This window comes from Streptomyces sp. NPDC012637 (genome assembly GCF_042954805.1).
In the GTDB taxonomy this organism is placed as follows: Bacteria; Actinomycetota; Actinomycetes; order Streptomycetales; family Streptomycetaceae; genus Streptomyces.
In genome coordinates this window covers 1,515,570-1,527,912 of record NZ_JBIBDS010000001.1, presented here as the reverse complement: position 1 = coordinate 1,527,912, position 12,343 = coordinate 1,515,570, and the positions used below count along the sequence as shown (strand labels likewise).

Genomic DNA, 12,343 nt, shown 5'->3' with positions numbered 1-12,343 from the left:
TGACGGGTGGTCCCAGATTAGAACACATGTTCCCTTGATCGCCGCAACCCGGATTTCGCGCCCCGGCCCCCAGGTGATTGGCTTGGGGCACATCCCCGAGAGATCAAGCTGGAGGAAGTGCAATGGCGCAGGTCGAGGCCACGACGGAGCGGATCATCGCCGCCGACGCGGAGACGGTGTTCGACACCCTCGCCGACTACTCCGGGACGCGCGCGAAGCTGCTCCCCGAGCACTTCAGTGAGTACGAGGTGCGCGAGGGCGGCGACGGCGAGGGCACCCTCGTCCACTGGAAGCTCCAGGCCACCAGCAAGCGCGTCCGCGACTGCCTCCTGGAGGTCAGTGAGCCCACCGACGGTCAGCTGGTCGAGAAGGACCGCAACTCCTCCATGGTCACCACCTGGACCGTCACGCCGGCCGGCGAGGGCCGGTCCAAGGCCGTCGTCAGCACGGTCTGGAACGGCGCCGGCGGCATCGGCGGCTTCTTCGAGAGGACCTTCGCGCCCAAGGGTCTCGGCCGCATCTACGACGCGGTGCTCGACAAGCTCGCCGCCGAGGTCGAGAAGTAGCCCGGGAAACCCTCCCGGTAAGTAGCCTCGGGAAACCGGAACCGGGAAGTAACGCCCGGATCCCTCACCGATTCGAGTGGTTTCCGCGCGACCCCCGCAAGAGTGCCCGGCGCACCCGGGGGTCGCGCGCCGCCCGGCAAATGCCCTGATGAGCGCCCCAAGTGCGCCGCCCCATAGGCCCGTTCGGCCCCGGACGGCCCACGCTCCTCCCGTACCGCCCGACTTGCTCCCCCTTCGCGCCCAATGCGAAGAATGACGCGCGCAGACGCCGCGACGAGGGGAGCAGTACGTGGGTGCGATCACGCTGGCCGAGCACGCCGAGGGCACAGCGGCCGCCGAGGGCACGGCCCCGCTCCTCGCGGGCGACCCGCCCGACGGCCGGACGCCACCGCCCGACGAGCCCCCGGCCGCCCTCGACCCGCGCCGCGTCCGGCTCGTCTTCTGCGGCCTCGTGCTCGCGCTGCTGCTCGCCGCGCTCGAGCAGATGATCGTCGCCACCGCCCTGCCGAAGATCGTCGGCGAACTCCAGGGCCTGGACCGAATGTCCTGGGCGATCACCGCCTATCTGCTCACCGCCACCATCGGCCTGCCCGTCTACGGCAAGCTCGGCGACCTCCTCGGGCGCAAGGGCGTCTTCCTCTTCGCGATCGTCGTCTTCGTCATCGGATCCGGCCTCGCCGGCTGGTCGCGCACCATGGACCAGCTCATCGCCTTCCGCGCGCTCCAGGGCGCCGGCGCCGGCGGACTGATGATCGGCGTCCAGGCGATCATCGCCGACATCGTCCCCTCCCGGGAACGCGGCCGCTACATGGGCCTCATCGGCGCCGCCTTCGGACTCGCCTCCGTCGCCGGGCCGTTGCTCGGCGGCTTCTTCACCGACCACGTCTCCTGGCGCTGGTGCTTCTACTTCAACGTGCCGTTCGGACTCGTCACCCTCGCCGTCGTCGCCGCCGTTCTCAAGCTGCCCAAGCCCGTCACCCGCGCCCGCTTCGACGTACTGGGCGCACTCCTGCTCGCCGCGGCCTCCACCTGCCTGGTGCTGCTGACCAGTTGGGGTGGCACCGAGTACGCCTGGGACTCCCGCGTCATCCTCGGCCTCGGCGCAGCCGCCGCCGCGGCCGCGGTCCTCTTCCTAGTCGTCGAGCGCTTCGCGCCCGAGCCCCTCATCCCGCTGCGGCTGTTCCGCGACTCCGTCTTCACCGTCACCAGCCTGGTCGGGGCCGTCGTCGGCATCGCGCTGTTCGGCGCGGCCAGCTATCTGCCCACGTTCCTGCAGATGGTCGAGGGCGCCAGCGCCACCGAGTCCGGTCTGCTCATGCTCCCGCTGATGGGCGGCATCGTCGTCGCCTCCGTCGTGTCGGGCCAGCTCATCAGCCGTACCGGCCGCTACAAGGCCTATCCGATCGCCGGCGGCGCCGTCGCCACCCTCGGCATGTGGCTGCTCTCCCACATGGACGCGGACACCCCGCGCCTCCAGCACAGCCTCTGGCAGGCCGTCCTCGGCGTCGGCATCGGCCTGGTCATGCCGGTCCTGGTGCTCGCCGTGCAGAACTCCGTGCGCCCCGCCGACCTCGGCACCGCGACCAGCGCCCACAACTACTTCCGGCAGATCGGCGGCAGCGTCGGTGCCGCGGTCTTCGGCACCCTCTTCGCCGCCCGCCTCGACGACGCGCTCGCCGATCGGCTGCCCACGGACGGCGCCGCCGCCGCGCTGCCGCCCGCCGACTCCATCACCCCGCAGACGGTCCACGCGCTGCCGCCGGCCCTGCGCGACGCCTTCGTGCAGGCGTACGCCGACGCGATGCCCCGGATCTTCCTCTACCTCGTGCCGGTCCTCGCGCTCGGCCTCGCCCTCGCCTTCCTTCTCAAGGAGAAACCGCTGGTGTCCCACCACGCCCCCGCCACCGAGGCCCCGGCCCCTCCCGTTCCGCACGCCCGGGCCACGACGGCCACCGCCACCACCACCACAGGACGGCGGACCGTCCCGCCGCTCGCCGGCGTCCCCGTCTGCGGCACCGTCCAGCACCACGACGGCAGTTGCGTGCCGCGCGCCGCGCTCACCCTCATCGACGTCCAGGGCCGCCAGGTCGGCCGCGGCGGCAGCGGCGACGACGGGCGGTACGCGCTCAGCGTGCCGGGCCCCGGTCCGTACGTCCTGATCGCCGCCGCCGGCGGCCACCAGCCGCAGGCCGTGTCGGTCACCGTGGGGGAGCGCCCGGTCGAGCTCGACGTCGTCCTCGGCGGCGCGGGGCGGCTCGCCGGCGCAGTCGTCACCGCCGACGGCACGCCCGTACGGGACGCGGCGGTCACCCTCACCGACGTGCGCGGCGACGTCGTGGCCTCTACGCGCAGCGGGCGCGAGGGCGGCTATGCGATCGACGAACTGGTCGCGGGGGAGTACACCCTGGCGGCCAGCGCCCCCGCCTTCCGGCCCGCCGCGCTCCCGGTCAGCGTGCAGTCCTCCCGCGAGACCCGGCAGGACATCGAGCTGGCCGGCGGCGCGGTGCTCCGCGGCACGGTACGGGCGGGCGGCGGCCGCCCCGTGGAGGACGCCCGGGTCACATTGCTGGACGCGGCCGGCAACGTCGTCGACACCCTCACCACGGGAAACGACGGCACCTTCCGCTTCGTGGACCTGTCCTCCGGCGAGTACACGGTGATCACCGCCGGCTACCCGCCGGTGGCCACTGTCCTCCAGATCGCGGGCGGCGGCCGCACGGAACGCGACCTCCACCTCGGCCACGAGGACTGAGGGCCGACGGGGGGCGGGGCAGACGGGGGGCGGGGAGGCGGGACGGCCGGGCGGCGGGGCGGCGGGGAAGCGGGGAAGCGGGGAAGCGGGACGGCCAGGCGGCCGGACGGCCCCCGAGGCGGAAGGAGGCGGGACGGTCAGGCGGGCGGGGCGGCCGGGCGGCCAGGTGGCGGGGCGGCGGAGCAGCCGGTGACGGAACGGGCAGGCCGCGGCTGAGGGCAGCCGGGAGGCGGAACGGCCCGGTGGTGGAACCGCCGGGCGGCGGGGCGGTCGGAAGGCGGCGCCCCGCCGGGCCGGCCGGAGTGGCCTCAGGAGGCGGTGGTCGCCTTGCGCAGCGCGTTGATGCAGGCGCCGATCGCCTCCTGCAGGGCCTCCAGGCGCTGGAGCATGTCCTCCTCGACGACGTCCTCCTCCAGGACCTCGTCGAGAGTCAGCTCCTCGAAGACCTTCGTCGCCTTCTGCAGGCTGTTGTAGAACTTCGTCCGGCGCTCCTGGACGCGCAGCTCCGGGTCCGCCTCGACGGCCTCGGCGACCAGCGTCCTCACGGAGTCGTAGGCCTCGCCGGCCCACTCGCCGGCCTCCTCCGAGTCGTCCAGCTCGTCGATCAGCGACAGGTGCCGCTCGGCCTCGGCGCGCAGCTCCGCCGGCGCCGCCACGGTCCGGCCCGCGGGCGTCCTGATCTGGCCGCCCTCGGCGATCTGCCGGACGTACTCGATCCGGTCCGCCGCCTTCGCCTCCTGCGCCACCGCCTTCTTCAGGTCGCCGGCGCGGGCGATGGCCCGGGCCATCTCGGTCTGCAGCGCCGGGTCCTCCTTCATGCGGTCGAGCAGCGCGCCCCGCGCGGCCTCCGCGGTGCCCGGGTCGGCGAGGATCGCGGCGCGCAGCGCGGTCGGGTTCTCCGCCACCTCCAGCGCCTTGGTCGCCTTGATGCCCTCGGCCTCGGCCGCCGCGGTGATCGCGTGGCCGCGCACGGAGGTGGCGCTGTTGCGGGAGGAGTAGTAGGACAGCCAGACGTCGGCGTCCGGCAGGTCGACGTCCTCGCCGGGCAGCAGCGCCTCGAACTGCGGCACCAAGCCGTCGTCCGCGGCCATGTCCCAGGCCTTGTAGTAGCGCATGACCCGCTCGGCGGAGCAGCCGGCGAGCTCGGCGAAGGCCTTCGCCGAGACCTTCTCGGAGCCCTCGGCGTGCTGGCCGCCGGGCCGCACGCTGCGGGCCACCTTGAGCGCGAAGGCCCAGCCGCCGGTCCGCGCGTACACCCCGAAGTCACGGGCGTCGCGCACCACGGCCTCGGCGACGGACTGCGCGGCGGGTTCGACCCACTCACCGGTGTCGACGGGAGCGGGGATGCCGGACGGTACGAGCGAGGTGGTCACCGAGAAGTCTCCTGGGGTCGGGATCGAGGCCGGGTCGGGAACGGTCGGATCGATGTCGGGGCCGGGTCGGGATCGGGGCAGCCCGTGACCGGGCTAGGGTCCGAGTCCGGGCCGCGGACGACGAAAACTGCGGCCGTCAGCCTATACGTACGTGATGAAAGGATTCGCCCGAATCACCGGCACCCGTCACCGCCACCGGTCCACGCCTTCGACACTTTTCCACAGGGGTGGTGAGGGTCACGGCACGGCGCGTACGGTGCCAGGCATGAAGATCCTCATCAGCGCCGACATGGAAGGGGCCACGGGCGTGACCTGGCCCGCCGACGTGCTGCCCGGCACCCCGCAATGGGAGCGGTGCCGCTCGATGTTCACCTCGGACGTGAACGCGGCGGTGCTCGGCTTCTTCGACGGCGGCGCCGACGAGGTGCTCATCAACGAGGCCCACTGGTCCATGCGCAACCTGCTCCTGGAGCGGCTCGACGAGCGGGCCGAGATGCTCACCGGCCGCCACAAGTCGCTGTCCATGGTCGAGGGCGTGCAGCACGGGGACGTCGACGGCATCGCCTTCGTCGGCTACCACACCGGCGCGGGCGCCGAGGGCGTCCTCGCCCACACCTATCTCGCCAACTCCATCACCGGCGTCTGGCTCGACGGGGTGCGCGCGAGCGAGGGCCTGCTCAACGCGCGCGTGGTGGCCGAGTTCGGGGTCCCCGTCATCCTCGTCACCGGCGACGACCTGACCTGCGAGGACGCCCTCGGATACGCGCCGGAGGCACACAAGGTCGCCGTCAAGGACCACGTCTCGCGGTACGCGGCGGTGTGCCGCACGCCCGCCAGGACCGCCGCCGACATCCGCGCCGCCGCCAAGGAGGCGACCGCCCTGGCCGTGCGGCACGAGCCGGTGCGGGGCGGGCCGTTCACGGTGGAGCTGGAGTTCGACGCCGAACACCTGGCCGCCGCCGCCACGGTGGTCCCCGGCGCCGAGCGGAGTGGCGAGCGGCGGGCCGCCTACACCAGCGAGACGATGTACGAGGCAATCCGCACGTTCAAGGCGGTGACCACGATCGTGTCCGCCGCCGTGGAGGAACAGTATGGCTGAGCAGCACCACGGCCCGGACGGGACGGCCCTCGACGAGGTCGTCACCTTCACCTCCGAGCTGATCCGCATCGACACCACCAACCGGGGCGGCGGCGACTGCCGTGAGCGGCCCGCCGCCGAGTACGTCGCGGAGCGCCTCGCCGACGCCGGGATCGAGCCCACCCTCCTGGAGCGGACCCCGGGCCGCACCAACGTGGTCGCCCGGATCCCGGGCACCGATCCTTCCGCCGACGCCCTCCTCGTCCACGGTCACCTCGACGTCGTGCCGGCCGAGCCCGCCGACTGGACCGTGCACCCCTTCTCCGGCGAGGTCCGCGACGGGACCGTGTGGGGCCGTGGCGCCGTCGACATGAAGAACATGGACGCGATGGTGCTCGCCGTCGTCCGCTCCTGGGCCAGGCAGGGCCTCCGGCCGCGCCGTGACATCGTCCTCGCCTACACCGCCGACGAGGAGGCCAGCGCCGAGGACGGCTCGGGCTTCCTCGCCGACCGTCACGCAGCCCTCTTCGAGGGATGCACGGAGGGCATCAGCGAGTCCGGCGCCTTCAGCTTCCATCCCGACCCGGCCACCACGCTCTACCCGATCGCCGCCGGCGAGCGCGGCACGGCCTGGGTCAAGCTGACCGCCCGCGGCCGGGCCGGCCACGGCTCCAAGGTCAACACGGCCAACGCGGTGACCCGCCTCGCCTCGGCCGTCGCCCGCATCGGCGACCACGAATGGCCGGTCCGGATCACCCCGACCGTGCGGGCCGCGCTCACCGAACTCGCCGCGCTGTACGGCATCGACGCCGACCTCGACGCCCCCGGGTTCGACGCCGACCGGCTCCTGGAGAAGCTCGGACCGGCCGCCGCCCTCGTCGAGCCCACCCTGCGCAACAGCACCAACCCGACGATGCTGGAAGCCGGTTACAAGGTCAACGTCATCCCGGGCCAGGCCGTCGCCTACATCGACGGACGCATGGTGCCCGGCGGCGAGGAGGAGTTCGCCGAGACCATGGACCTGCTCACCGGCCCCGACGTGGACTGGGAGTTCCACCACCGCGAAGTGCCGCTGGAGGCTCCGGTCGACTCCCCGACCTTCGCCCGACTGCGGGCCGCCGTCGAGCGCTTCGACCCGGACGGACACGTCATCCCCTTCTCCATGTCCGGCGGCACCGACGCCAAGCAGTTCTCCCGCCTCGGCATCACCGGCTACGGCTTCTCGCCCCTGAAGCTGCCGCCGGGCCTCGACTACGGCGCGCTGTTCCACGGCGTCGACGAACGCGTACCCGTCGACGCCCTGCACTTCGGCGTCCGCGTCCTCGACCACTACCTGCGGGACGCCTGACGGCACCGCGCCCCGCTCCACCCGTCACACCCGCACGACCCGTACAGGGGGGATCCTGATGGCACCCACGGCCACCTACGGCAGCTGGCCGTCACCCATCGGCGCCGCGCTCGCCGCCGCACACGACGGACGGCCCGAGTACGTCGGCTTCGTCGGCGACGAGGTGTGGTGGACCGCCCCACGGCCGGCCGAGGGCGGGCGGCGCGCCCTGGTGCGCCGCCGCCACGACGGCACCGAGGAGTCGATGCTCCCCGCCCCGTGGAACGTCCGCAGCCGGGTCATCGAGTACGGCGGCCGGCCGTGGGCCGGCACGGTACGGGCCGACGGCACCCCGCTCGTCGTCTTCTGCCACCACTCCGACCAGCGGCTCTACGCCTTCGAGCCCGACGCGCCGGGCGGCCCGGAGCCGCGCCCGCTCACGCCCGTCTCCGGCACCGGCGACGGTCTGCGCTGGGCCGACCCGGTGCTGCTGCCCGAGCGCGCCGAAGTCTGGTGCGTCCTGGAGGAGTTCACCGGACCCGCGCCCACCGACGTGCGCCGCGTCATCGCCGCCGTACCGCTCGACGGCTCCGCCGCCGACGACCGCGCGCGGATCCGCGAACTCACCGACGGCGCCCACCGGTTCGTCACCGCACCGCGCGTCTCACCGGACGGCCGACGGGCCGCCTGGATCGCCTGGGACCACCCCCGCATGCCCTGGGACGGCACCGAGGTCCTGCTCGCCGAGATCACCCCCGAAGGCGCCTTCACGGCCCCGCGCGTCGTCGCCGGCGGCCCTGACGAGTCCGTCCCCCAGATCGCCTGGACCGCCGCAGGACAGCTGCTCCACCTCGGCGACAGCACCGGCTGGTGGAACCTCTACCGCACCACGGGCGAGGACGGCGAGGCCGCCGACGCGCCGGTCCCGCTCTGTCCCCGGGCCGAGGAGTTCGGCGGGCCGCTGTGGAAGATCGGCCTCGCCTGGTTCCAGCCGCTGGAGAGCGGACTGATCGCTGTCGTCCACGGCAAGGGCGCCACCGCCCTCGGCATACTCGACCCCGACAGCGGCGAACTCGTCGACGCCGCCGGACCCTGGACCGAATGGACCGCCGACCTCGCCGTCCACGGCACCCGGGTCGTCGGCGTCGCCGCGAGTCCGCGCAGCGCCTACGAAGTCGTCGAGCTGGACACCCGCACCGGCCGCGCCCGCGTCATCGGCTCCCCGCACCACGACCCGGTCGACCCCGTCTACTACCCCGAACCCCAGATCCGCACCTTCACCGGACCCGACGACCGCGAGGTCCACGCCCACGTCTACCCGCCGCACAACCCCGACCGCACGCCGCCCTGCGACGAGCTCCCGCCCTACGTCATCTGGGCCCACGGCGGCCCCACCGGCCACGCCCCGCTCGTCCTCGACCTGGAGATCGCCTACTTCACCTCCCGGGGCATCGGCGTCGCCGAGGTCAACTACGGCGGTTCCACCGGCTACGGCCGTGAGTACCGCGAGCGACTGCGCGAACAGTGGGGCGTCGTCGACGTCGAGGACTGCGCCGCAGTGGCCCGCGCCCTCGCCGACGAGGGCACCGCCGACCCCGCACGGCTCGCCATCCGCGGCGGCAGCGCGGGCGGCTGGACCGCCGCCGCCTCGCTCACCCACAGCGACGTGTACGCCTGCGGCACCATCATCTACCCCATCCTCGACCCGGCCGCCTGGGCCACCGACGAGACCCACGACTTCGAGTCGCAGTACATGCGCTCCCTCATCGGCCCGCTCGACGAGGTCCCCGCCCGCTACCGGGACCGCTCCCCGCTGGAGCACGCCGAACGGATCACCGCGCCCTTCCTCCTGCTCCAGGGACTCGACGACGTCATCTGCCCGCCCGCGCAGGCCGAGCGGTTCCTCGCCCGCATGGCCGGGCGGGGCGTCCCGCACGGCTACCTCGCCTTCGACGGCGAGGGCCACGGCTTCCGCCGCGCCGACACCATGACCCGGGCCCTGGAAGCCGAACTCGCCCTGTACGCGAGGACCTTCGGCATCGACCGGGCCGACGTCGCCGAACTGGAGCTCAGGTCATGACCCACGGACTCCCGCCCCGTGGACTCGTCCGGCCGCCCCGGCTGCGTCCCGGCGCCCGCGTCGCCGTCGTCGCGCCCAGCGGGCCCGTACCGGAAGACCGCCTCCAGGCCGGGCTCGACATCCTGCGCGGCTGGGACCTGGACCCGGTCGTGGCCCCGCACGTCCTCGACACCCACCCCGCCCTCGACCACCTGGCCGGCGCCGACGCCGACCGGGCCCGCGACCTCACCGAGGCCTGGTGCGACCCGGACGTCTCCGCGGTGCTGTGCGCCCGCGGCGGCTACGGGGCCCAGCGCATGGTCGACCTGCTCGACTGGACCGCGATACGGGCCGCGGGCCCCAAGGTGCTCGTCGGCTACAGCGACGTCACCGCCCTCCACGAGGCCTTCGCCGTCCGCCTCGGGCTCGCCACCCTGCACGGCCCGATGGTCGCCGCCGCGGCCTTCCTCAAGGACGCCCGCACCCAGGAGTCCCTCCGGGCCACCCTTTTCGCACCCGAGTCGGTCCGCACCATCGGCCTGGACACCGCCACCGCCCTGGCACCGGGCCGCGCCCACGGCGTCACCCTCGGCGGCTGTCTCGCCCTGCTCGCCGCCGACCTCGGCACGCCGCACGCCCGCCCCTCCGCGCGAGGGGGGCTGCTGCTCCTGGAGGACGTGGGGGAGGAGCCGTACCGCCTGGACCGGATGCTCACCCAACTGCTCCGCTCCGGCTGGCTGGACGGCGTCGCCGCGATCGGCCTCGGATCCTGGGAGGAGTGCGGGCCGTACGACGAGGTCCGCGAGGTGCTCGCCGACCGCCTCGGCGGCCTCGGCGTCCCGGTCCTGGAGAACATGGGCTTCGGCCACCACGAGAGCGCGCCGACCGTGCCCCTCGGCATCCCGGGCGTCCTGGACACGGAGACGGGCACGCTCACCCTGGACGTGCCGGCACTGAGCTGAGGCCGTGAATGCCGGACGAGACTGAGGCGGGGCGGACGACGCTGTGGCCGGGGTGCCGGGCGACGCTGTGGCCGGGCGGACCGGAGGACGCTGCGGCGGGGCGGGGCGGACGATGCTGTGGCTGGGGTGCCGGGCGACGCTGTGGCCGGGGGACCGGACGACGCCGAGGCGGGGTGGGGTGGACGATGCCGGGTGCCGGGTGCCGGGTGCCGGGTGCCGGGTGCCGGGTGCCGGGCGACGCCGAGGCAGGGCGGGGCCGGCGACCACGCCCCGACCTCACCGTGCCGCAGTGTCCTGCCGCACCTTCACTGAATCTCCGTCAACAACGTTTGTCCTGCTCGTTGACGACCCTCTGACACGTGTCACACCATGAGCGCGGCCCCGTACCTACCAGTTGGTAGGTCGTTCGCGCGTCCTCGGTGTGGAGGTCTTCGTGTCCCGTGCCCGTGCCCTGCCCAGAACCGGCGGATCCCGTTGATCCCGCAGATCCCGCAAGGCCCTGGCACTCGCGGCCGCAGCCGCGCTCGCGGCGCCGCTCGCCCTCGCCGCCCCCGCGCGAGGTGCCGAGCCCGCCCCGTACACCGTCACCCCGCTGCGCTTCACCGTCGAGGCGGGCGGCAGGACCTGCGCCGTCGACGCCGACCTCTACCGCCCGGCGGGAGTGGACGCCGGCCACCCCGCGCCCGCCGTCCTCGCCACCAACGGCTTCGGCGGCAGCAAGAACGACGGCTCCACCGACGCCATCGGCAAGGCCGTCGCCGCCCGCGGCTACGTCGGACTCGTCTACTCCGGCCTCGGGTTCGGCAAGAGCGGCTGCCTGATCTCCCTCGACGACCCGCGGAGCGACGGCCGGGCCGCCGCCCGGCTCGTCGACTTCCTCGCCGGCACCCGCGCCGCCGACGACGGCACCCGCGCCGACTTCGTCAGCCAGGACGGCGCCGGTGACCCCCGGGTCGGCATGATCGGCGGGTCCTACGGCGGGGCCGTCCAGCTCGCCACCGCCGCCACCGATCCCCGCCTGGACGCCCTCGTCCCCCTGGTCACCTGGAACGACCTCGCCTACTCCCTCGCCCCGAACAGCGCCGACCGCGCCACGCCCGGGGTCTTCAAATGGCAGTGGGCGAACGGCTTCTACCTGATGGGCGAGGGACAGCCGCTGCTCGTGCCCTCCCTCGACCCGAGCCGGATCAACTCGATCGGCTGTCTGCACTTCGTCACCGACGCCTGCGACACCGTCCGGCTGCTCAACTCGGGCCGCTACCCGCAGGCCGAGACCGAGAAGATGCTCGCCTACGCCCGCAGCGTCTCGCCCGTCTCGTACCTCGACCGGGTCAAGGCGCCGACCCTCGTCGTCCAGGGCCAGTCCGACAGCCTGTTCGACCTCAACGAGGCCACGGACACCTACCGGAGGCTCCAGGCCCAGGGGACCGAGACCAAGATGATCTGGCAGTCCTGGGGCCACAGCGGCGGTGCCGCCCCGGGCGAACTGGACCTGGGCGGCGGCGACCTGGAGGCGAGCTACGTCGGCCGGCGCGTCCTCGCCTGGTTCGACCGCCACCTGCGCGGCAACACGGCAGCCGACACCGGCCCCGAGTTCGCCTACTACCGCTCCTGGCAGAGCGGCTACGGCACCGCCGGCGCCGTCCCCGCCCACAACCGGAAGCTCTACCTTTCCGGAGACGGCAAGCTCGTCGACAACCGGAACAAGGTCGCCCTCGGCAGCCGCTCCTACGCCAACTGGCTCGTCCCCACCAGCCATTCGGGCAGCTCGCTCACCGGCCTGATCGGCCTTCCCGACCCGCAGCCGTACGACACACCCGGCACCTACGCCGCCTGGACCAGCGGCCCGCTGAGCGAGCCGGTCGACGTCGTCGGCGCGCCGAAGGCCCGGCTGCGGGTGGAGTCACCCCGCACCGAGGCCGTCCAGGACTCCGGCGACGCCGCCGACAAGCTGGTGCTCTTCGCCAAGGTCTACGACATCGCCCCGGACGGCACGAAGACCCTGGTCAACCGGCTCGTCGCACCGGTACGGGTGCCCGACGTCACCCGGCCGTTCACGGTCGAGCTGCCCGCCATCGTGCACCGGTACGAGACCGGCCACCGGCTCCAGCTCGTCATCGCCGGCAGCGACACCGCGTACTTCGGCAACCGTGGCATCAAGCCGGTGACCATCACCAGCGCCCCCGACGACACGGGGACGCTGGAGCTTCCGGTCGTGAACTGACG

The 12,343-nt window shown here is 73.6% G+C and carries 8 protein-coding genes; 7 read left to right on the top strand and 1 reads right to left on the bottom strand.

Annotation, left to right across the window (positions count from 1 at the left end; all coding sequences use genetic code 11):
• Positions 1-122 precede the first annotated feature (122 nt).
• On the top strand, positions 123-566 hold the full coding sequence (locus ACFY8W_RS06945) for an SRPBCC family protein (RefSeq protein ID WP_391101145.1): 444 nt from the start codon (positions 123-125) through the stop codon (positions 564-566).
• 289 nt (positions 567-855) lie between these two features.
• Positions 856-3,318: a DHA2 family efflux MFS transporter permease subunit gene (locus tag ACFY8W_RS06940; protein ID WP_391101143.1), complete on the top strand. Its 2,463-nt coding sequence runs from the start codon at positions 856-858 to the stop codon at positions 3,316-3,318.
• Positions 3,319-3,626: 308 nt separating this feature from the next.
• Here the strand turns inward: ACFY8W_RS06940 and ACFY8W_RS06935 are convergent, their stop codons facing one another.
• Positions 3,627-4,691: a hypothetical protein gene (locus ACFY8W_RS06935; protein WP_391101141.1), complete on the bottom strand. Its 1,065-nt coding sequence runs from the start codon at positions 4,689-4,691 to the stop codon at positions 3,627-3,629.
• Between the two features lie 265 nt (positions 4,692-4,956).
• Here ACFY8W_RS06935 and ACFY8W_RS06930 point away from each other — a divergent pair, with 265 nt between their 5' ends.
• From ACFY8W_RS06930 to ACFY8W_RS06910, 5 genes are all read left to right on the top strand, one after another.
• Positions 4,957-5,790 carry a M55 family metallopeptidase gene (locus ACFY8W_RS06930; RefSeq protein WP_384412168.1) on the top strand — a complete coding sequence of 278 codons (834 nt, stop codon included), beginning with the start codon at positions 4,957-4,959 and terminating at the stop codon, positions 5,788-5,790.
• Positions 5,783-7,117 carry a M20/M25/M40 family metallo-hydrolase gene (locus tag ACFY8W_RS06925; protein WP_391101139.1) on the top strand — a complete coding sequence of 445 codons (1,335 nt, stop codon included), beginning with the start codon at positions 5,783-5,785 and terminating at the stop codon, positions 7,115-7,117. Before ACFY8W_RS06930 ends, ACFY8W_RS06925 begins: the two co-directional genes overlap by 8 nt.
• A gap of 58 nt (positions 7,118-7,175) precedes the next feature.
• A complete protein-coding gene (locus tag ACFY8W_RS06920) occupies positions 7,176-9,176 on the top strand; it encodes an LpqB family beta-propeller domain-containing protein (protein WP_391101137.1) in 2,001 nt (666 codons plus the stop codon).
• On the top strand, positions 9,173-10,117 hold the full coding sequence (locus ACFY8W_RS06915; RefSeq protein WP_391101135.1) for an LD-carboxypeptidase: 945 nt from the start codon (positions 9,173-9,175) through the stop codon (positions 10,115-10,117). The genes ACFY8W_RS06920 and ACFY8W_RS06915 overlap by 4 nt, the downstream gene beginning before the upstream one ends.
• A gap of 499 nt (positions 10,118-10,616) precedes the next feature.
• The gene (locus ACFY8W_RS06910) at positions 10,617-12,341 is read left to right on the top strand and encodes a CocE/NonD family hydrolase (protein ID WP_391101765.1); all 1,725 of its coding nucleotides are present in this window, start codon (positions 10,617-10,619) and stop codon (positions 12,339-12,341) included.
• The last annotated feature ends 2 nt before the right edge of the window (positions 12,342-12,343 follow it).

What these genes read in the sequence shown, in the direction of transcription:
- ACFY8W_RS06945 (WP_391101145.1), top strand. Translation starts at nt 123, where the DNA reads ATGGCGCAGGTCGAGGCCACGACGGAGCGGATCATCGCCGCCGACGCG.
- ACFY8W_RS06930 (WP_384412168.1), top strand. Translation starts at nt 4,957, where the DNA reads ATGAAGATCCTCATCAGCGCCGACATGGAAGGGGCCACGGGCGTGACC.
- ACFY8W_RS06925 (WP_391101139.1), top strand. Translation starts at nt 5,783, where the DNA reads ATGGCTGAGCAGCACCACGGCCCGGACGGGACGGCCCTCGACGAGGTC.
- ACFY8W_RS06920 (WP_391101137.1), top strand. Translation starts at nt 7,176, where the DNA reads ATGGCACCCACGGCCACCTACGGCAGCTGGCCGTCACCCATCGGCGCC.
- ACFY8W_RS06915 (WP_391101135.1), top strand. Translation starts at nt 9,173, where the DNA reads ATGACCCACGGACTCCCGCCCCGTGGACTCGTCCGGCCGCCCCGGCTG.